This window comes from Zunongwangia atlantica 22II14-10F7 (genome assembly GCF_002094855.1).
Lineage (GTDB): Bacteria > Bacteroidota > Bacteroidia > Flavobacteriales > Flavobacteriaceae > Zunongwangia > Zunongwangia atlantica.
This window is the reverse complement of sequence record NZ_ARYN01000008.1, coordinates 46,521-68,441: the sequence shown is the minus strand read 5'-3', so window position 1 is coordinate 68,441 and position 21,921 is coordinate 46,521. Positions and strand designations below refer to the sequence as shown.

General features: G+C 35.9%; 18 protein-coding genes and 1 riboswitch. Of the genes, 7 read left to right on the top strand and 11 right to left on the bottom strand.

From position 1 onward, the window contains the following. Positions 1-16: 16 nt before the first annotated feature. The 5 genes from IIF7_RS09885 to IIF7_RS09865 all read right to left on the bottom strand — a co-directional run bounded on the left by IIF7_RS09885 (position 17) and on the right by IIF7_RS09865 (position 6,307). Complete coding sequence (locus IIF7_RS09885; protein ID WP_084841527.1) at positions 17-649, bottom strand: Crp/Fnr family transcriptional regulator; 633 nt, start codon at positions 647-649, stop codon at positions 17-19. A 71-nt stretch (positions 650-720) separates the two neighbouring features. Next, entirely contained in the window at positions 721-1,365 is a 645-nt protein-coding gene (locus IIF7_RS09880; RefSeq protein WP_084841526.1) for an HD domain-containing protein, read from the bottom strand. Positions 1,366-1,563: 198 nt separating this feature from the next. After that, positions 1,564-3,636: a glycoside hydrolase domain-containing protein gene (locus IIF7_RS09875; protein ID WP_245801608.1), complete on the bottom strand. Its 2,073-nt coding sequence runs from the start codon at positions 3,634-3,636 to the stop codon at positions 1,564-1,566. Between the two features lie 111 nt (positions 3,637-3,747). Beyond that, positions 3,748-5,421: an arylsulfatase gene (locus IIF7_RS09870; protein ID WP_084841524.1), complete on the bottom strand. Its 1,674-nt coding sequence runs from the start codon at positions 5,419-5,421 to the stop codon at positions 3,748-3,750. Between the two features lie 535 nt (positions 5,422-5,956). Continuing rightward, a complete protein-coding gene (locus IIF7_RS09865; RefSeq protein ID WP_084841523.1) occupies positions 5,957-6,307 on the bottom strand; it encodes a winged helix-turn-helix transcriptional regulator in 351 nt (116 codons plus the stop codon). 206 nt (positions 6,308-6,513) lie between these two features. Between IIF7_RS09865 and IIF7_RS09860 the strand changes: the two genes are divergently transcribed. Continuing rightward, positions 6,514-7,161, top strand: a complete 648-nt coding sequence (locus IIF7_RS09860) for a DUF2652 domain-containing protein (protein ID WP_084841522.1) — start codon at positions 6,514-6,516, stop codon at positions 7,159-7,161. Positions 7,162-7,277: 116 nt separating this feature from the next. Here IIF7_RS09860 and IIF7_RS09855 read toward each other — a convergent pair whose 3' ends face one another. Next, on the bottom strand, positions 7,278-8,162 hold the full coding sequence (locus tag IIF7_RS09855) for a sugar phosphate isomerase/epimerase family protein (protein WP_084841521.1): 885 nt from the start codon (positions 8,160-8,162) through the stop codon (positions 7,278-7,280). A gap of 207 nt (positions 8,163-8,369) precedes the next feature. Continuing rightward, a riboswitch (TPP riboswitch) is annotated at positions 8,370-8,462 on the top strand. A 63-nt stretch (positions 8,463-8,525) separates the two neighbouring features. On the opposite strand from IIF7_RS09855, the gene thiM reads away from it, so the two are divergent. The 4 genes from thiM to tenA are packed head-to-tail and all read left to right on the top strand — an operon-like array spanning position 8,526 to position 11,421. After that, positions 8,526-9,320: a hydroxyethylthiazole kinase gene (gene thiM / locus IIF7_RS09850; RefSeq protein WP_084841520.1), complete on the top strand. Its 795-nt coding sequence runs from the start codon at positions 8,526-8,528 to the stop codon at positions 9,318-9,320. Beyond that, positions 9,320-9,967, top strand: coding sequence for a thiamine phosphate synthase (gene thiE / locus IIF7_RS09845; protein WP_084841519.1), 648 nt, complete (start codon positions 9,320-9,322; stop codon positions 9,965-9,967). The genes thiM and thiE overlap by 1 nt, the downstream gene beginning before the upstream one ends. Further along, the gene (gene thiD / locus IIF7_RS09840) at positions 9,954-10,787 is read left to right on the top strand and encodes a bifunctional hydroxymethylpyrimidine kinase/phosphomethylpyrimidine kinase (protein ID WP_084841518.1); all 834 of its coding nucleotides are present in this window, start codon (positions 9,954-9,956) and stop codon (positions 10,785-10,787) included. Before thiE ends, thiD begins: the two co-directional genes overlap by 14 nt. Next, complete coding sequence (gene tenA, locus IIF7_RS09835) at positions 10,774-11,421, top strand: thiaminase II (RefSeq protein WP_084841517.1); 648 nt, start codon at positions 10,774-10,776, stop codon at positions 11,419-11,421. The genes thiD and tenA overlap by 14 nt, the downstream gene beginning before the upstream one ends. Here tenA and IIF7_RS09830 read toward each other — a convergent pair whose 3' ends face one another. Together IIF7_RS09830 and IIF7_RS09825 are read right to left on the bottom strand one after the other, a co-directional pair. Continuing rightward, complete coding sequence (locus tag IIF7_RS09830) at positions 11,422-12,273, bottom strand: universal stress protein (RefSeq protein WP_084841516.1); 852 nt, start codon at positions 12,271-12,273, stop codon at positions 11,422-11,424. 67 nt (positions 12,274-12,340) lie between these two features. Beyond that, positions 12,341-13,363, bottom strand: a complete 1,023-nt coding sequence (locus IIF7_RS09825; RefSeq protein ID WP_084841515.1) for a helix-turn-helix domain-containing protein — start codon at positions 13,361-13,363, stop codon at positions 12,341-12,343. A 424-nt stretch (positions 13,364-13,787) separates the two neighbouring features. On the opposite strand from IIF7_RS09825, the gene IIF7_RS09820 reads away from it, so the two are divergent. Continuing rightward, a complete protein-coding gene (locus tag IIF7_RS09820; protein WP_084841514.1) occupies positions 13,788-14,864 on the top strand; it encodes a glycosyltransferase in 1,077 nt (358 codons plus the stop codon). A 74-nt stretch (positions 14,865-14,938) separates the two neighbouring features. After that, positions 14,939-16,705 carry a metallophosphoesterase family protein gene (locus IIF7_RS09815; protein WP_084841513.1) on the top strand — a complete coding sequence of 589 codons (1,767 nt, stop codon included), beginning with the start codon at positions 14,939-14,941 and terminating at the stop codon, positions 16,703-16,705. 361 nt (positions 16,706-17,066) lie between these two features. Here the strand turns inward: IIF7_RS09815 and IIF7_RS09810 are convergent, their stop codons facing one another. The 3 genes from IIF7_RS09810 to IIF7_RS09800 all read right to left on the bottom strand — a co-directional run bounded on the left by IIF7_RS09810 (position 17,067) and on the right by IIF7_RS09800 (position 21,918). Continuing rightward, positions 17,067-18,836: an alkaline phosphatase gene (locus tag IIF7_RS09810; protein ID WP_084841512.1), complete on the bottom strand. Its 1,770-nt coding sequence runs from the start codon at positions 18,834-18,836 to the stop codon at positions 17,067-17,069. Beyond that, on the bottom strand, positions 18,826-19,941 hold the full coding sequence (locus IIF7_RS09805) for an alkaline phosphatase (RefSeq protein WP_084841511.1): 1,116 nt from the start codon (positions 19,939-19,941) through the stop codon (positions 18,826-18,828). Before IIF7_RS09805 ends, IIF7_RS09810 begins: the two co-directional genes overlap by 11 nt. Before the next feature lie 168 nt (positions 19,942-20,109). After that, a complete protein-coding gene (locus tag IIF7_RS09800) occupies positions 20,110-21,918 on the bottom strand; it encodes a RagB/SusD family nutrient uptake outer membrane protein (RefSeq protein ID WP_084841664.1) in 1,809 nt (602 codons plus the stop codon). Positions 21,919-21,921 lie beyond the last annotated feature (3 nt).

Below are 21,921 nucleotides of genomic sequence, written 5' to 3'. Positions count from 1 at the left end.
ATATTTAATTGGAAAATCAAAGATCTAAAACTTCGATTTGGTTACGGTTAAGTTTTATTTTTCCTTCGATCTCTAATTTTTTAAGAATTCTGGAAACCACTACTCTAGAAGTATGTAAATCATAAGCGATTTGCTGATGTGTGCTGCTCACTACCTCATCCTGATTGATCTTGGCTTTATCCTGAAGATACTTCATAATACGCTCGTCCATATTTAAAAATGCAATGGTGTCTATAGTATCCAGCATTTCAGTTAAACGCGTGTGGTAACTTTCAAAAACAAAATTTCTCCAGGTTTTATATTGTGCCGTCCACTCTTCCATTTTTTCAATAGGAATCATAATTAGCGTGGTATCCTTTTCAGCAACTGCTCTAATTTCACTTTTTGTTGTACCCAGGCAGCAACTTAAGGTCATCGCGCAGGTATCACCACGTTCCAAAAAATAAAGTAACAATTCATCCCCATCGCTATCTTCTCTTAACACTTTAATCGCACCATCTAAAAGTAAAGGCATCGATTTAAGATAATCGCCAAAATCGATAATCATTTCTCCAGCCTTAAATTCTTTTAGCTGTCCAGATCTATCGATCTCGTTAAGCAATTCATCTTCAAAAATAAAATGATAAGCTTCTTTTAATTTCTCTAGCATTGGGATGAAGGATTAAGCTTCTAAATTAAAAAAAGCAACCGACTTAATTTCGATTTTCGATGAAATAAAGGCTATTGTTTTGCTAACAACCTGTTATAAGCTTGTTTAAGTAATTGTAAGTTTTTTTGTTTCTTCGGAAGTAAAATGTCTTTACCGTAACTGGTAAAATAAGAATGTGACTCTAGAAAGCAGATATTATTCTCTAACCACTCTTTATCGGTATAATTTTTATTGAAGCACTTAAACCATTCAGATCGTAATAATTTATTTTTAGATCTAAAGGCATTAGTTCCTAAATGAGCCAGATCTGCATCGCAAAGAATCTCCTCGATCTTGTTTTTTGGCGCCTGCGGCATTTGTGTTGCTTTAATGCAAGAGCATACTTTTTCTATATTTTCTTCAGGATAACCAATATTCGATAAAAAAGCATAGGCATTATCTGCACTAACTTTTTCGTGTCCTTTATAAGTGTTGCTATTGCCGGTATCATGAAAAAGTGAAGCCAAAACAACGATTTCTTTCTCTTCTGGAGTAAGATTCTCGTAATCTGCAATTCGTTGCACGTATTGATATACCTCGAAAGTATGCTGTATATTATGATATGGCAATTTACCACACCTACTGTTATTAAGTAAGTTATGGCAATGATCCATAGCCAACCTTATAACAGAAGTATGTTCTTGATATCTATAATTTAGCATTTCTACCAACATCATCGTACTCTTTGTGACTTATCTATAACAAGTTTTTTGCCAGGATATTGTAGCAAAGACCACAAAACTCAATTTTGGGCTTAAATTAAATAAAATCAGGAAAACACAAAACTCTAACTGCAAATTTGAACAATACTTTAAGGAAAAATCATAAAAAAAGGCTGATAGTACTATCAGCCTTTACATTTTTCTTTAATAATTTTAATCTTTAATTGAAGAAACCCAGCTTTCGTTAACTCCCCATTCTTTATTAGGAGTTGCAGAAGTTTTAATTATCAATTCTCCTCCTTCTAAAATTTCCTGCTGTGTTAACCAATTTCGGTTTAATGCTTCACCATTTAATGTAGCACTTTCAACATAAAAATGATCTTTATCGTAATTCGCTACGCTAATTTTAAAAGTTTTTCCTTCGGGATAGTTTATGGACATTTCCTTGAATATCGGTGCCGTTAAATAATAAACAGGATTCCCAATATTAGCCGGCGAAAGCCCTAAACTTCGCATTACAAACCATGATGACATTGTGCCCGCATCATCATCCATAGTTCTTATATATCCTTTTGGTTTATTTTGATAAATCCTGCCAACATAAGGATCTATTCCTTTACTATTATCATTAAAATAAGCCTGCACCATGGTATCCAGCATTATTTTGCGATATAATTCCTGAGATTTCCAAGGTTCTTTAGTTGCATTGTACATCCCCGGAACCTGCAAATCTGGCTGGTTAGCATGGTTGTAATTATGATTGTTGAAAAACATATCTAATTCTTCCAAGAACTGATCTTCACCACCCGCTAATTGTTTAAGTCCGTTTAAATCGAAAGGCACAAACCAGCGATATTGCCAGATCGTTCCCTGGTACAAGCCTCTGGCTTGCATACGATCTACATCATTACGCGTAATATCCTTAAAATCTTTATTCCAATATTCCTTATAATTCAGTGCCTTTTTTAAGTATTTGTTGTACAAGGCGGTATCGCCATCGATCTTCATTAATTGCGCCATCGCCCAATTATCGTAAGAAGATTCTAAAGCTTTATCTGGTGCGCCATAATCTAAACTTTCAGCATCCTTAACTAAAGAATCTTTAATTCTTTTAATATCTACTTCGTAACCTTTATTATATGCATCCAGTAAAACCACCATTGCATGTTCTGTTCTTACTGTTGGTGCAGGTTCATGCTCTGTTGCCCAGTTTTTCTTTCCGAAGGCATATAAATTCTCTATAGATTTTACAATATCGCCATAACGATCTGGATAAGCCATAGACAACATTGGTAACTGCTCGCGATAATTATCCCAAATCGCCCAACCACTGTAAATGGTTCCTTCAGTTTTTTGAAGCGTTCCGTCGATGGCAGGATAAGTACCATCTTCTTCAGAAACGATATACGGCGATTGCAAACCGCGATATAATAATGAATAGAAAAGATCCTCACGATCCTCTTCCCCTTCAACAGTTATTCGGCTTAAGGCTTTTTCCCATTCGGCATTAGCTTCCTTTTTCAGGTTTTCGTAAGAAGTATCTTCAATTTTTAGTGACGCATATTCCTTAGAAACCGAGGAAAATCCTATTAAAACCTGTACTTCTCTAGAATTATCTTTTGCTGTTGCAATTAAAGCATGATCTGATGTTTCAGAAATTTCAGCAATATTTTTAAGTTGAATTTCATAATAAAAACGATACGTCCCGGCGTGGCAGGTAGTTTTAGTATCTATAACTCCGCTTATTTTGTTATCCTGAATTTCATGTTCTTCGGAAACAAATCTATTGGAAAGTGCAAATGAAAGATCGATATACAATCCTCCTTTTTCGCCATTAAAATTATACTGATGAATCCCAAAATTATGTGTTACGCTCATCGCAGCATCGATACCGTTTTCAAAACTGACTTCGTAAAATCCCGGTTTTGCATGCTCTGAAGTTTTAAGTAATTGAGTATCCTTATTATCCTCTAAAATTGGTTTGATTAATATATTACCACCACTACCGGTGCAACCAACACCTTCTAAATGCGTATGGGTAAAACCATCAAATTCTTTTGCATAATGCTCGTAACCTGTATGGTTATGCGGATTGGTTTGCGGCCCGATACTCATCATATTAAAAGGAGTTGAAGCTGACGGGGACATTTGCCCGTGATCTCCCGATGATCCTAAAAAAACATTTACCTTATTGGTAATATTGGTCGATTTAGAAGCTTTTTCTTCAGATTTCGGCTGGCATGCCATAAATAGTGCTACAGTAATTGCAGCAATAATTCTTTTCATAACTAGGGTAATTTAGATTTTTCGAAATTGGTGATAAAATTAAAGGAAACCTAGCAAAGCAAGGTTTCCTAAAAATTAACTATAATCAATCAAACTGTACAAATTTGCGTTTTAAGGCATCGGGAAAACATCTGTCTTTTTGGCGAGTTTATCCCATTCAGCTTTTAATTCTTCTAACTTTTCAGGGTTTGTTGCAGCAAGATCATTAAGTTCGGTGCGATCTTCAGCAAGATTGTATAATTCCCAGTTAGAATTTCCGTCGAGTTTTACGGCTTTCCAATCTCCTTTTCTTAAGGCTCTGGATCCAAAATGTTCCCAAAAAAGAACGTCGTTTACATTTTCTTCAGAGGCTCCTGTAATTACAGGAAGCATAGATTTACCTTCAGTAGCAGTAATATTTCTACCTTCAAATTTTTCAGGATAATCCACATTCGCGAGATCTAAAATCGTAGGCATAATATCAATAATATGAGCTGCCTGAGTTTTTACAATTCCTTTTTCTTTAATTCCTTTTGGCCAGTGAACAATAAAAGGGGAAGTGATTCCGCCTTCGTAAACCCTGGCTTTCCAATATCTAAATGGCGTGTTTGCCGTATTTGCCCATTGCGGACCAATACCCGAATGTACTACCTGCGATCCCGGCAAGGCTTCTTCACTTTTATCTACCGGAAAAGCAACTTCTCTACCATCTCTTGTTTGGCCGGCACGATCGAAACCTGGACCGTATTGTGATGGACGCTCAGAGCTTGCTCCGTTATCAGACATAAAAAAGATTACCGTATTATCTAATTCACCTGTTTCTTCTAACTTATCAATAAGCTTCCCAATATTTTGATCCATACGATCTACCATTGCCGCATGAACGGCCATTGCCTGGCTATCCCATTTTTCATTTACATTTTCTTCCCAGTTAAGGTCCTTAAACATAAATTCTGAAAGTTTTGCGATATCGCCCTGTAAAATACCTTTCTCTACCAGTCTTTTATAACGATCTTCACGGGTTTGGCGCCAACCTTTGAAAGTATCTTTATATTTTGCAATCTCCTCTTCTGGAGCCATAAGTGGCCAGTGCGGCGCACAATGGGCTACATAAAGAAAAAATGGATCCTTTTTTTGTACAAAATCGTCTACATAAGCCACTGCAGTATCACCAATAGCATCGGTGTAATAGAAATCTTCAGGAACTTCTTTTACCTGCTCTGTTCCATTTACTAAACTGAATGGATCAAAGTAATCTACAACTCCCCAAATATTTCCGTAGTATTTATCAAAACCTCTTGAGGTTGGATAAGTTAGTGTATCTGAGAATGCACCATGCTCTTCCTGATGACTCAACCATTTTAACTGAGCTTCGTTATTTAATGTATTTGTTTCTGAAACATGCCATTTTCCCGTCATCGCCGTTTGATATCCCGCAAGTTTTAGAGCTTCAGCAATCGTTACTGTGTTAGAATCTAAGGTTCCACGATAACCAGGTTTTCCCATATCCATTGTCATTCTACCAATTCCTGCCTGATGTGGATATTGCCCCGTTAATAAAGCTGCTCTACTTGGGCAACAACGAGAAGTATTATAGAAGGAGTTGAAACGGAGTCCGTTTTCAGCTAAACGATCTAAACTGGGCGTATTAATTTCGCCACCATAACTTCCAAGATCTGAAAACCCAAGATCATCGGCCATGATCACCACGATATTTGGACGTTCATCTTCCTGATCTTCGTTAGTTTCAGCAGCATTTTTACAACTTAGATTTAAAGCAAGTGCCCCACAAAGCCCAATAGACATAAATCGATTTAGCTTTTTAGGCAAAAAATAGTTCGAATAACTCATGTTTTGATTTAATAAAATTTCGGATTTGTTAAAAGTAGAAAAAAAATCTTAAAAACAATAAAAGAAATGCTTTGAAAACGAGTTATCTATAAAATTGGCTCTTAAAACTTTAGCAAAACATACATAATACCTAGGACAAGTTGGTAAGGTATAAAGGATAGCGATTTCTAACTATGCATTAGGACTGAGGAGTAAACTACCTTGGGGCAAGCCCTCGAGGCATTCGTTGGAAACAAATTTTTAATTTCGAGGCAAGCCAATAGGTATTAACCCCTTTGGCGGTGCCAATAAAATTCTAAATAAGGTATTAAAAAAGCCTTTCAGTTACGAAAGGCTTTCCAAGCTACATTAGGTTAGATTAATGCAGTTTTATCGAAATAACGAAAATCTCTCTTAAAAGATTCGTCCAAATTATAACGCTTAGCTGTATGCTTTATTTTCTAAAATTGAAGTTATTTTTATCGATTTTCGATTTTAGTAGACTTCATTTTTAAGATCGTTCCTCGATTAATTTTTCACGGTGTTTAATTCCCCACGAACTTAAGGCTTCTAAAATTTCAGATAAAGAATTGCTATAATCGGTAAGTTCGTATTCTATAACTACAGGAGTATCGGTATATACTTTGCGATCTACAAAGCCATTAAGTTCAAGATCTTTCAATTCTCTGGATAACATTCTGGCCGAAATATCCAAGGCTCTTTGCAGTTCATTAAAACGTTTATTTCCTTCTTTAAGTGCAATGATGATCTTAAGTTTCCATTTACCGCCAATGGCATAAAGTGCATCATCGATAGCACCCAATTTGCTTTCGCAAACCTTTTTATCTAATAATTCTCCCATTCTAAATTATACTAACAAAATGTATATCACTTACATTTTGTTTATTACTAACTTTTGTATATCAAATATACATAAATTTGAAAAAGAATTTTCAAAAAGCGTGTAAGCAAAGGCTTTTAATAAAGACTAACAGGAAAAAATTGCACTACTTGGATTCATCGCATCATCTACGATGATCTGATATACTCATCAAATAAAAAATTGCTATGAATAGAACTATTACCAGACAACTCCCCTATCTTATTAATAAAAATGTATACGAATCTAAAGTAGTTGAAGGAACGATAATTATGCCAGATATTAGTGGTTTTAGCCGCTTTGTTGAAACTACAGATGTAGAAACTGGTAAATTAATCACTTCTAAATTACTTAACGCCATTATTAAAAGTAATGTACTGGATCTTCAAATTTCTGAAATTGAAGGTGACGCGGTACTATTTTTTAAATACGGAAAAAGAATTTCAGCCAACGACATTCTGCATCAATTTTGTTTGATGAAAGAAGTTTTTAATCAGGAAGTAAAATTTTTAGAAGAAGAATTTCAATTAAATATAGATCTTTCTTTAAAGCTTATCGCACATTACGGCCCTTTAGCGCAATATAATATTGGTAAGTTTGAAAAGCTTTATGGACAAACGGTTATTGAGGCACATCAGCTTTTAAAGAATTCGGTTAATAGTAATACTTACGTGCTACTTTCAGATGCATTATTAGATTCTGAAGAAAATTCAGAATTAAAGAAACTAAACAAGTTTGTTGAAAATACCATTTGTGAAGTTTACGACGGAATTAAAAAGATATGCTATACATTTTTTGATTTTGAAAATGACCTTTGTAAAAGATGTATTGCGTAAGACCTAAATCATAAAACTCCAAATTAGTTATATATCGAAAAACCCTCTTCAGTTTAAACTTTAGAGGGTTTTTCTATTACATATGGAGGATTTTTATAACCTTCGATTTCTAAGGTTTATTTTTTATATTTCACTTTATCAAAGCCAAAATCTTTAAGGTTATCATGGCTAATTTTAATAGCTTCAAGAGGTTTTAATTCAAAAGTCATGTCCTGCTCTACGATATAATACTTCATCCCAGAAGCTTTTCTTTCTTTTAGGATTCTACCAAAATCTATTGTTCCTTCGCCAACTGGAGCAAATTTTCCTTCTTCGTCCATATCTTTTACATGCCATAATTTAAAACGGCCTGGATATTTCTCGAAATAAGCTACTGGATCTGCACCCGCCTTGGTTACCCAAAAAAGATCCATTTGAAAATTCACCAATTCTGGATCTGTATTTTCCAGAAAATATTCGATAGGTACGATTCCATTTTCATTTTCTTTAAACTCAAAATCGTGATTATGATATAAAAGCTCTAAACCTGCTTTTTTACATTTTTCTCCTATAGTGTTAAAAGTTTCAACTAAAAAATCCAGATCATCGTCCATTCCCATTGTTTGTGTTTCAGGATCAAAAGTAAAACGGCCCATAGGCGGCACAGGAATCACAAAATATTTAAAACCGGCTTTCTTAACATCTTCAATCATTTTATCTACGTTTTCCATAGTTACGCCACCCTGGTGTGTACTTAAAGGTTTTGTATGATATTTAGCCAGTAGTTTTTTAAATTTCTTAGGCTCCATTCCGTAGAATTTTCCATCGCTATAACCAGCAGCTTCAATATATAAATAACCAATTTCTGAAACTTCATCTATAGTTTCTTCTGGTGCTGCGGCCATTTCATCTCTTACCGTATATAAAGTTGCTGCACCAAATTGGCGCTGCCCAAACATTGAAAATGAAGTAAGTATTAGAAAAAATACTCCTGCTTTACTTAAATTCTTTAATCCTGTCATCCTTTTTTGTGTGATTCTTATAGAAGTTTATTTTAATAGTATCTAAACAATAACGAAATAAACCTCGAATATTCTTAATAAATACGTATAATTTTGCTAAATATACAATAATAAATGTTTCAAATAGAAACAATCATAAAATATTTTAAGCTTAATCGATTAATGAGCCGCAAATATTTTATCAGCCTTAAAATTTACATTACATTTATCTCGCTTTAGGGGTATTCTGAAAAGAATTGAGAGAGTCCCTTTGAACCTGATGCAGTTTAAACCGTCGTAGGGAAAAGTGTATTGAGCTTAGTCTCTTTTACTACTTCTATTTCTTCTGAATATTTTTCCCTAAAGCCAAAAATTAAAAATCTTATGGAAAAAATCCTTTGGCAACATATTCAGGAAGTAAAAAAATCGGTGCCATTAATTCACAATATCACCAATTATGTAGTGATGAATAATACCGCAAATGCCTTACTGGCGGCGGGCGCTTCACCTATAATGTCTCATGCACAATCTGAAATTGAAGACATGGTTAACATCTGCCAGGCACTTGTGGTTAACATTGGTACCTTAGATGAATACTGGAGCATTAGCATGATCAAAGCCGCGAAAAAGGCAAATGAACTTGGAAAACCCTGGCTTCTAGATCCTGTTGGTGCCGGAGCAACAGCTTATCGTAATGAAATTATTGCTGAACTGTTAGAGCTGAAACCAACAATTATACGGGCAAATGCTTCAGAAATTATGGCGTTGGCAAAAGCGTCCAATCTTCCAACTAAAGGTGTAGATAGCACTGCTGAAAGTACCGAAGCTATTGAAGCGGCTAAATCTTTAAATAAAGAGTTTAACGCAACAGTTTGTATTTCTGGAGAGACCGATATAATTATCGATAAAGATCAAAAGCTTTCGCTAAAAAATGGGGATGCATTAATGGCTAAAGTTACCGGTCTTGGATGCTCTGCTTCCGCTATAACGGCTGCTTTTGCTGCTATCTTAGAAAACAAATTTGAAGCTACTGCTGCGGCAATGGCGCTAATGGGCGTTTGTGGCGAAATTGCCGCTAAAAATTCAGCCGGGCCGGGTAGTCTTCAACTAAATTTACTCGATAAATTATACAATATTAGCGAAGAGGAATTTCTTTCTCATCTTAAAATTAGCGAATAATGCATCCTGATTTTCCGTATCAGCTATATCTGGTGATTTCTGAAGAAAGTTGTGTGCACTTCCCGATGCTTCAAGTTGCTGAAATGTCTATTGAAGGTGGCGTGGATATTATTCAACTTCGAGAAAAAAATTTAGACACTTCAGCATTTATAAAAAAAGCGGAAGCGCTTAAAAAGATAACCGATAAATATCGAATTCCGCTTATCATCAATGATAATCTTGACGTGGCTAAAGCGGTAGATTCCTTCGGAATTCATGTGGGAAATAGTGATATGCCACCCACTGAAATTCAGCAAAAATGGGATAGAAATAAGGCTATAGGCTATTCTATAGAATATCTGGAACAGCTGGAAAACGAACAAACCCAAGTCGCTAATCATTTGGGAATTAGCCCAATTTACAGCACCGCAACCAAAACAGATACGGTAACCGAATGGGGAATCGAAGGCATCAAAAAAATACGTGCTTTAACCCCAAAACCACTTGTAGCGATTGGGCGAATGGATGCCGGTAATGCTGCGGAAGTTATAAAAGCGGGAGCCGATTGTATTGCGGTAGTTTCGGCGATTTGTACTTCAGAAGATCCAAAAAAAGCAGCGGAAAAAATCAAATCTCAAATTCACCAAAATCAACATGAAAACTTATAAATATCCTTCAGCACTAACCATCGCAGGATTTGATGGCAGCGGCGGCGCAGGAATCCAGGCCGATATTAAAACTTTTTCGGCCTTGGGCTGTTACGCAACTTCAGTTTTAACGGCTCTTCCTGTACAAAATACTACCGGTGTAAAAAACATCTTTACTATTCCCTACCAGGCAGTTTCAGAACAAATTGATAGCATTTTTGAGGATATTTTTCCTGATGCGATGAAAATCGGAATGGTTCACACTCCAGAATTGGTAGAAACGATCGTTAGCGGATTACAAAAATATGCAAAAACACCGTTGGTTTTTGATCCCGTAATGGTGGCCACCAGCGGACATAAATTAATCGAAGACGAAACTATAAAAACGATTGTCGAAAAGTTATTTCCGTTAGCAGACGTCATTACGCCAAATATGGATGAAGCCGCTGTTCTTGCTGAAATGAAAGTGGAAAGTTTGGACGATATGAAAAAAGCAGGCGAAAAGATAATGAATCTTGGCTGCAAATCTGTTTTAATGAAAGGCGGACACCTAAAAACCGATAAAATCACCTCACTTTATTTTGCTGAAGATGGGCAGGTTCATTCTTATGAATTTGAGAAATTCAGCACTAATAATACACATGGTTCTGGTTGTACTTTGTCTTCTGCTATTGCTTCTTATTTAGCGAGAGGAGAAAACCTGCTGGAAGCAGTAAAGCTGGGACAGGAGTTTGCGCATAACGCCATTAATTACGGAAAAGATGTAAAAACAGGAGAAGGAAATGGTCCTTTAAATCACTTTTTTAACCCACAAAAATTAATAAAAAATGAGCTGGAGTAAAGAAACCTGGCAAACGATAAGCCCAATTTACGACCGAATCATAAAAATGCCTTTTATTACTGAATTGATGGATGGTAGTTTGCCTTTAGAGAAATTTCAGTTTTATATGAGTCAGGATTCGGCTTATCTTGAAAATTTTGGAAGGGCCCTTGCGTTAATCGCGGCCAGAGCTTATGATACTGAAAATACACTTGCCTTTCTTCAATTCGCAGAAAATGCAATTATAGTAGAAAATGCTTTGCATGAATCTTATTTTAAAGAATTTGGAATTTCAGAAAAACCAGTTATTCAACCGGCCTGCCATCATTATATCAATTTTCTGAAAAGCACGGCTGCTATAGAGAATCTTGAAGTGGCTATGGCTGCAGTCCTGCCGTGTTTTTGGATCTATAAAGAAGTTGGCGATTATATTTACGAGAATCAGCAATCTGGAGAAAACCCTTATCAGGCGTGGATCGATACCTATGCTGGTGAAGAATTTGGTGAAGCAGTACAAAAAGCCATTGCTATTTGTGATGATCACGCAGCCAAAACTACGCCGCAAGTCCGCACAAAAATGACTGAAGCATTTGTTAGTGCTTCACATTTAGAATATCAATTTTGGGATGCAGGGTATACCTTACGAAGCTGGTAATTAATCTAGTTCTTTTAATAATAAAACAGGGACACCTGGATCAAACTCAATATCGTCTCCTTTAGATTGTAAAAAAAGTTTAGAGAAAAATCCCTGTTTTCTTTTATACAAAGCCAGCATGGTACTTTGCCTACTTTCGATGAATAAATGAATTCCGGTAGAAGCTGTTGTTTTTGTAAGCCTGTGAAAAGTATTTTTTAATGCTGAAAAATGTTCTTCAAGGTTTTCCTTAAAACTTTGCTGCTCTTCGTTTAATCCTTTGCCATCACTATCGATATAAAGCACCCTGATTGGTGAAGCAGAATTTGAAGATAAATCTTTTAAAGGATCCAATTCTTTCTCCTGAAACGGAAATCTAAGGGTTGTGGGAAATACAATTTCATTTACCGATTGCTCTGTAAGCTCAAAATCTTCAGGAATAAAAAGCATGGCACAATTTTGTAAAGAATCGGCCAATTTAGATAATTTCGACTTATAGGAGCTGTGAATATTTACATTTGCCCCTTCAGCTCCCAAAAGGATTAAATCTATAGATCGTGTATTTACAATCTCCTGTACCACATCTTCAAGATCACCTTCTAAAGATAGGGTCTCAAATTCGTGATTTTGATTTTCTTTTCTAAAACTTAGCCCCTGCATGATTCTTTCCAAACCATCTTTAGATGTTTCTTTTGCATCAACATCTTCTTCAGTTTTAATACCTGGGATGCGATCGCTAATTCCACGACCATCGTCGTAAACATTCAGCAAAATAAAATTACATGGAATACTTTTGTAAAGTTTTAAACCAAACACTAAAGCATTCCATGCATGTTTTGAAAAATTAGTAGGTACCAAAATCTGCTTTTCCATAGATTCAGAATTTTAAGACCAATTTACAAAGAAGAAATTCAAATAAATACCAATTTTTAAGATTTAGCTATTCTGAAGCTTCGGTTAAATTTTTATTGTTTAAAACATCTTTAGGCAACACTCCATAGCGACGTTTAAAAATTTTAGAGAAGTAACTACGGCTGGATAAACCAAGTTCGTAAACTACTTCGCCTACTCCTTTTTCTCCACTTAAAAGCATATTCATCGCACGGGTTAAACGTACATCACGAATATAAGTATTCACAGTTTTCCCATAAACTTCCTGAAAACCATCCTGAAGCTTATTCACATTAATACCTCCTACTTTGGCAAGTTCCTGTACGGTTCCTGTATTCGAGATATTTTCGTTAATGTAAGTTACAGCTCTTTCTATAGCTCTTAGGTCTCGCTTTTTAAGTTTTGGCTCGTGCATTTCTGGACCTTCCCTAAACTGAAGCAACATATGTGACAATACTTCTAAAGCTTTCCCTCCCAAATAATTAATTCGGGGAAAACCTTCTACACCACAGTCTTCAATTTCCCTAATGGTATCCATAGTTCTTAGACCATAATTACCTGTTTGAAAAACTTCATTTTCAGCTTCAATATCACCAAATAACCTAAAATAATTTTCTTCGATCTCACTAAGATCAAAAGAAAGATAACTTTGAAATTTACGGCGATTAACTTCCAGATAGCAAATCTTTACCCTTTCGCCTCCATTAAACTGGAAACACTGGGTACCGTTTGCTAAAGTTGCGGCTATAAGATGTTGATGACTTCTTAGAACGCAGTCTTTTTCATCTTTAAAATATGCGTTTAGCGTCCCTTCTACGCAGTAAATAAAACGAATAGGGTTTACACTTGGATGGTAAATTCTTAGACAGGTATCTTCCTCGAATTCTAAATTAAACGTGTATAATCCAATACCATTTGGAAAGTTTATGCAGTTTACTTTACCATTTCCTTTATCTGACGGAATATTTACTGTAAACTCTCCTAAATTACTCTTAAATCCTATCCCCAACTTCTCTGCAAGCTGCGGCACGAAATCTTCGACATCATTCAACCTTAAATGATACGTATCCATTGTTATGCTTGATTTTTAGAACTTACTAAAGACATCATTTTTTTTGAAATGCTCTAAAGTTTTTCTTTTTGGACTACAAATTAATTGTTAAAATTTTATTAAAAAAATTAATAGTTACCAGTCTCTTATTAATAGAGCACATTTTCACTTTTTATTTTTTCCAACTTAGAGCAAATTGTTCCATTAAATTTAAGTAAATTATAGAAAATAATTAATTCGCTAATTTGAGATTTCCCCGTTTGCGACAAGGTCAATATTTATAAGGCTTTCCAAGCAAAATATCTCATTTAGACCAGCTCTTAAGTTAAACGTGAAGTAGCTTTTTTTAAGTCAAATCTAACCTTCATGAAGTTTAAATTAATCATTATCAACAAAATACTATGATTAAATAGTACGACCAATAACAATTAAAAACCTACCAATTATGAAAATCGCAATTATTGCCGATCATCGCCACGCCTTAAAAAAACCATACGGTGGTGGTCTTGCCATGATAACCCATAAGATCGTGCAAAAATTATCTGAAAAAGGCATTCAGGTTGATGTTTATGCAAAATCTGGGTCTGAATGTGAAAACCTACATGCCCTAGACGATCATTTTGCTGCAGGTAGCCCGTTCTCCTGTATACATTCAGAAAACTATAATCCTACAGAGATTAAAAACTCTATTATTTACGCTGAAATTTTTCAGGATTTAGAGCGCAACGAATACGATATAGTTCATAACCACTCGCTACATTATCTGCCTATTATTTTAGGAAACCGATTAAAAACGCGTTTTTTGACCACATTACACACTATGGCTTTTCCTGAAATTAAATTCGCTTTAGATTACATCAAAAAAGAATCGCATCAGGAATTTATAGTGGTAAGCGAGTCTTTACGAGATCAATATTCTAAGTTTTTAAATTTCCCGAAGGTCATTCGGAATGCTATCGATCTAAATGACTGGAAACCAAATTTCAACACCAATAACGAGTATTGCATGTGGTACGGTTCTATTTGCAAAGAAAAAGCACCACATCTTGCCATCGAAGTTGCTATTAAAGCCAATAAACCAATTATACTTGCCGGCCGTGGTAAGAATAGTGAGTATTTTGAACGTTTTGTTGCGCCATTACTAAAAAATCCTTTGGTTTCTTACGTAGGTGAGCAGGATCGTTTTCAGATAAACCGACTATTACGTAATGCTTCTGCACTATTATTTACCAGTGTGTGGGACGAACCTTCTGCTTTAGCAATTTCTGAAAGTTTGGCTTCAGGAACTCCGGTTTTAAGCTGGGATAAAGGTGTAGCTTCAGAAATAATAACCGAAGAGGTTGGGCAAATTTGCGAGCCTATAGACACCAACGCAATGGCCGAGGCTCTTAAAAACATCGAGAAATTTGATCGAGAAAGCTGTAGAAAATATGCTGAAGAAAACTGCAATATCGATAATATGATCACTGAATATATCCAGTTTTACGAAAGCCTGATCGAAGAAAATGCTGAAGTTTATTAATCTGGTTCAAATTAACCTGTAGGTAATATTCAGCTCAATTTTTGGTTGTATACTCGCATTAAAATTCAACAAAAATGAAGCGAATTTCGCTACTATTGATTTTGATGTGCAGTCTTTTAAATGCTCAGGAAAATACTCAAATTGCCTTTGTTGCAGATATTCATTTACTGGATATTTATGCCGATTACGAGAATTTTGAAGGATTACCAGTTCCCAGCCAAGACAAAAACGCTAAGATAAGAAGCATGAATGCCCAGTTGCATTCTACCCGATTATTTAATGAAAACTATTTTGTTCTGAAAGCGGTGCTGGATGATATCGCTGGGCGCGGAATTAAACTTGTTGCTTTTCCCGGCGATTATACCGATGATGGCCAGCCTTTAAATATCGAAGGACTGGCTAAATTTCTAAAAAAATACGAGCGGGAATACGGAATCTCATTTTTTATCACCACCGGAAATCACGATCCCGTCGCTCCCTTTAATACGCCTGGTGGTAAACATGATTTTTTAGGCGAAAACGGTAAAGAGCAAGCTATTTTTAGTGATGTCTCTTTTTTATCTTCTGAAAAACAAAATGAAGTTTTAACCGAACCAAAATTAGAAAAATCAGGCTATGATTTTATACTGAATAATTTAGCCGATTTTGGATTCTTTCCGAAGCAAAAAAATAAATACTGGGAATCGCCATTTTCAACTTATAATTATTCCGATTACACTTTTAAAAAAGCCGAAAAAGAAGCCGAATTATCTAACCGACTTTACGCTATAAATGATAGCATAAAAATTCCCGATGCTTCCTATTTAGTTGAACCCATTGAAGGTTTATGGCTTTTAGCGATCGATGGAAATTCTTATTTACCAAGAAATAATGGTGGTTTTAGCAGTGCAAGTATTGGCTACAATCAAACGATAGATCATAAAACTCACTTGTTCGATTGGATAAAAAAAGTGGCGCAAAATGCACAAGATCAAAATAAACAGCTGGTCGCTTTTAGTCATTATCCAGCGGTAGATTTCAATGAAGATGCCTCTCCCGAATTAGAAGATTTCCTCGGAAAAAATAAATGGCAATTAGAACGTGTTCCTGAGGAAAGAATCGCCAAAACTTTAGCAGAAGCCGGAGTAAAACTGCATTTTGCCGGCCACATGCATATTAATGATACCGGAAAACGTGACTACGGAAATGGAAATTTCCTCGTAAATATCCAAACACCATCTTTGGCCGCTTACATTCCCGGTTATAAAATTCTAAAATTGAATAAAAATTTTGCAGAAGTTGAAACCGTAACGATTGATGAAGTACCGAGATTCGATGAATTATTTCCGCTTTATAAAATGGAGCACGATTATCTCACAAAATCAAACCAGAAAACCTGGAATATCGATATTCTAAACAGTAAAAATTATCACGACTTTACCGAATATCACCTTGAAAACCTGGTAAATCTCCGATTTATCCCGAATGATTGGAATGCCGAATTTTATAATTTTTTGTCGAATCTAAGCGCTGAAGACTTTTATAAAACTGTGGCTGAAAATCGACAAAATGAAACAGATTTTTTAGATTGGACAGGTAAAGATATGATCCGGGATTTCTACAAGATCAGAAATGCCGATAAACTTGCCTTCGCAGATATTCCTTCAAAACGATTAGAAGAATATAAACTAATTATCGAAGCCTCGAAAACAAATCAGCTTTTCAAAAGTGAAAATAAAAATGCTCAAAAACTAAGTCAGTTTTTGAGCATTTTCGATAAGTTTTTAAATGGTTTACCTGCCAATCATTTTAAGATCAATCTTGAAACTGGGGAGATAATTTCAATTAGCAATTATCAGTAAACAGTTGCAGTTGGCAGTGTTCAATAAACAATTATCAGTAATCAATTATCTTCGAATGTCATTTCGAGCGAAATGAAATGTAGTCGAGAAATCTATTTGGATTGGCGTTTCTCAATTAGCAATTAACAGTAAACAATTACCAATATTTGTCATTTCGACCCTGCCAGCCTGCCGGCTGGTGGAGCGCAGCGGAATGGAGAAATCTCTTTTTAGAATAAAGACAAGATCTCTCCACAAGGTCGAGATGACATCAAACCTTTGCACATTCAGCATTCAAAATTCAACATTTCTAGTCTAAACTCTATTTTCTAAAAGCGAAGCTGTCTCAAGTCTAACTTCTAAGAGAAAAGCGACTTAAGCCCTACTTTACCGCTTTTAAAATTCGATGAAAAACAGCTGTATTTTCGTAAACACCATTGAATAATTCAGATCCTGGGCCGTAGGAAAATAACGGAATCATTGTCCCGGTGTGATCGTGAGTTAAAAATCCGCCTTCAATTTGTCCTTTTTCAAGATCGCCTTGCATAATCGCAAACCCCGAAGTTTCGTGATCTGCGGTGATTACTACCAGTGTATTTTTATTTTGATCGGCTACTTTTAAAACTTCAGCGATGGTTTTATCGAAATCCAGCATTTCTTCAACAATTCCGCTTGCGTTATTAGTATGCCCATTTTTATCGATTTTCGCTGCTTCGATCATTAAAAAATAAGGCTTATCCTGATTTTCTAAATTCTTAAGTACTTTTTTTACATGCTCTGGAAATTGATCTCCACGCACCGATGCATCTGCTAATCCGCTTTCAGAAAGGAAAATGGCAGATCGATTTTCAAAATCATTAAATTCTGAAATATCTTTTTGAACAAACTCTTTTTCAATTTTCGCATAATCTGAAGCTCCGGCCGATAGAAAAAAATCGACTTTACTTTTATTCAAATCCTCTAAAATCGCTTCACTATCGTCGCGTTCTATTACATGCGCAAAAAAGGAAGATGGCGTTGCTCCGGTCACAAAATCGGTTGTAATAATTCCGTTTAAATAACCTTTTTCAGCAAAAATTTCAGTCAGATTCTTTAAATCCTGTCCATTTTTATCGGTTCCAATTGCACGATTATTGGTTTTTTCGCCAGTTGCCATTGCTGTTGCTCCAGCGGCAGAATCGGTTACCAAATCATCGAAACTCGAGGTTTTAACTAGTCCGATATTTTTTAATTGTGTAATCGTCAATTCTCCTCTATTGGCAAAAGCTGCAGAAGAAATTTGGCTTAAACCGTTTCCATCGCCAATCATTAAAATGATGTTTTTTGGATGCTTATTTTTATCGAAATCAAACTTTGGTTTGTACACCGAAATTGGAGATTTTAGCTCAAATTTTCTAGCATCTAAAGTTTCCAAATAAGTGGCTGCTTCGGCTGGTTTATCGGTATTAATAAAATCTACACCCATCGCGGCGAAACGGCTCCAGGTTGTTTTGGTATCTGGCGCTCCCCAAAATCTAAAAGGCTTCCCGGCATCATGCACTTTTTTGATTACAGCTTCCACCTTTTCAAGTTCGGGCGCGGTAATTCTCCCCAAACCATTCCAAACCGAGTAATCTCTAAAATTTTGACTAACAAGTGCGATTTTGCTTAAATCTGCTTCCGCTAAATTTGATACATCCTGATGGTCAAATTCGATAAAATCTGGATAGCTTGCATAATCTGCTGGTTTTGGTCTGTTTCCAGAAATTACGAAAGAAATTTTATTGTTATTGGTTAATTCTGGATAAGATTTTAAAGTTTCCACCAGTTTTTTCAGGCTTCGTTTCGCTTCAGATTTTAGATCGATCAATAACTGAATTTCTCTAAGTTTTCCAGCTTTCGCCAATTCAGAAAGTGGTTTTAAATACAAATTTTCAAGTGTGAAATCAGTTTTTATCTCATTTTCAGCATGTGTAACGAATAATTCGTCATTTTTCAGAAAAATATCGGCTTCAATTGATGATGCACCATGAATATAAGCTTTCCAAAACGGAAATTCCTGTGTATAATCATTATGAGAATGTAATTTATAGTTGCTTTGCGCGCCTAGATTTCCGCAGAAAAAAAGTATCGCTAAAACAACGAATATTGGCTTATAGCAATTAGTTTTCATTGATGGCCTGCATTAATTTGTGATAAATTTCGTTATTCTCGTAAATTCCTCTAAACAATTCTTCGCCTTTTCCTTTTGCAAAAACCGGAACCAACTCTGTGCTATGCTGATCTGTATTAAAATATACCTGTACCTGCTGCGGAATTTCTTTTCCGTTTTCGTCGTAAGATTTACCGATGCTCACACCTCCAGTTTCATGATCTGCCGTGATCACCAAAAGTGTATTTGGATGTGATTTCACAAAATCGAGTACCACACCAATTGTTTTATCAAAATCCAAAACCTCCTGAATCATCATCTCGTCGTCTTTTGCGTGGCCTCCCCAATCGATATAAGAACCTTCGATCATTACAAAAAATGGTTTTTCGTTTGCCTCAAAATAATCAAATGCTGTTTTAGCGGCATCACCAAGAAAATCGCCACGGCCTTCGGTTTTAGATGGTAAACCTTCTTCAGAAAGTAAATACGCATTACGACGTGAATAATCTGGTTTACTTAATTCTAAAGTGTCTAACTTATAATTCTTAGCCGTCAAACTATCGTATAGATTAAGACCATCTTCACGATTCTGGAAGTATTTCTTACCACCACCGGCAAAGAAATCAACCTCAGCTTCTACCAGTTGTTTGGCAATTTCTTGGTGCATGTCACGATCTTCTACATGAGCATAATAGGCAGCCGGAGTAGCATGTGTGATCGAAGTTAAACTAATCAGCCCGGTTTGGTAATCTTGCTCTTTTAACTGCTCTAAAATTGTTGGAAGCGCTACCGAATCTTTAGAAACACCAATCGCTCTTTTATAAGTTTTTTCGCCCGTTGCAAAGGCCGTTGCGCCAGCAGCAGAATCTGTAATTAAGTGGCTGGTGCTGCTAGTTCGGCTAAGACCAATACTTTCAAATTGTTTAAAATTAGGGGTATTTTCACCAAAATAAAATGCACTTGATACCTGCGGAATTCCCATCCCATCGCCAACCATAAAGATGATATTTAATGGTTGGTTCTCGGTAACTTCAGTGGTATTATTTTCTTTTTCTTCGGAAGTTTTTCCGCAGCTCATCGCGATCGAAATTGCTGAAAAAGCGATGATCTTTTTTATATTTTTCATTAGAATAAATTCAGAATTAATTGTTTGATTTTAAAGTATTTTCTTCTTCGGAATGCTTTGCGTTGTCTTTTTAAAATATTTCTACTAAAAATTCGTCATCCTATTTTATAAAAATAGCGGCAGAAGATCTTAAGATCCTCTACCGCTTACAACACAATTAAATTCAAATTAATATCCAGGATTCTGTACCAGGTAACCTTCTACGTTCGATGCACCATCGATCGCTTCCTGCGGAATTGGGAAAAGTCTGTGATTTGGATCACTATCAGACTTCGAGGTCCATGAATCTTCGTAAGTTCCAAATCTAATTTGGTCCTGACGGCGATGCATTTCCCAGTAAAATTCAAATCCTAATTCTCTATATAAAGATTCAAGATCGATAGAAGTTAAAGCAGCCGGAGTTTGATCTGGTCTTGCATCACGAGACGTTCTTACAGTGTTCACATCCTGTAACGCGCCTGCATTATCTCCCATTCTTAATTTAGCTTCAGCTCTCATCAAATAAACATCTGCCAAACGAAGTAAAACAAGATCTACACTACTGTAATTGTTACCATCGTCTGATGTTTTACTGAACTGCCATTTTGCAAACCTGTAACCACTGGCATAACCAGCGCTTCCATCTAAACTTATCTCTAAAGTATGATCTACGTAGTAAACAATATCTTCTGGATCTGAACCATTCTCGCGAGCTTCAGCTAAAGGATAAATTCTATAACCAGAATTTCCATTTGCATCTGTACCTGTCATAAAATTACCAGATCTATAGTTTTGTTTTCTTGGCGCCCACATGGTTCCACGAATAATTCCGCGGTCAATTTCAAAATCTGAACCTGCGATAAAATAGTGATCGCTATCACTTTGTAAGCCTAGCGTATCATTTACATACGGAGTAAGATTTGAGATATCCTCAAGCTCTGCCGGAACCTGAGCATTTTTCTGATAAAATCTTGCATCTGCATCGGCGGGATCTATATCGCCATAAGCATCAACCCAGGTTTGGTAAAAATCTGAAGTCATTGCAGGACCATCTGTACCATCCATACTTAAATAGAAATCTCCCGGTCTTGGGAATAGTGAACCAGACATCGACCAGTACGCCCAACGGTTGTGATCGTTGTTTAAAACTCCGCGTAAATCTAAAGCAAAGATCAACTCTGCATTATCATGATTTTCATCATTAAAAAGATCAAAGTATTCTGAAGATAAAGAGTAACCACCATTATTAATAATATTATCTGTATACTCTACCACTCTTTGCATATCGGCATCAGTAAAATTAGGTGTCCCGTAAGGATCTCTATATACTGCTGCGTTTAAGTACAATTTTGCTAAAAATCCATAGATCGCATCTTCAGTCATTCTACCAGGACCACGATCGCTATTGATATTTTCTAGCGCAGCTAAAAATTCGGTTTCGATATAAGCAATAGCTTCTTCTCCTCTTAAAATTTCAGAAGTTTCAGCAGTACTTTCTTTTCTAAAAGCAAGCCCCCAACTATCTAAGAACAACATATTCTCGTAAGCTCTTAAGGCTCTCATTTCAGCTAAAGCCTGAACCGCTTCAGCGTCACCAGCTTCAGCAAGCGGAGCGATTACATCTATAGCCGCTACCGTTCTAAATAAAGCGGTAGTTAAATAACTCCAGGATTCTGTTACCAAACTGTTGCTGGAAGACATTAAATGCCTGTGCGCTGTTGTATAGGTATCGTTATCTGCCCATTGTGTACCACCTAAACCTGTTCTTGGAGGTAAAATTGCTTCGTCTGAAGGAATTTCCTGTAACCCAAAATAACGCGTATGTCTAAAAGTTTGAGGAAGAATCCCATAGGCCGCAGCCATTGAACCAGAAACTGGTTGTACAAGATCTTCAGATCCGGTTAATGACTCGTCTAATATTTCTTCTTCTAAATCTGTACAATTTGTAAATACCAATGCACTAAGACCGGCAAATACAGTTAGAATTCTATGTTTCATCTT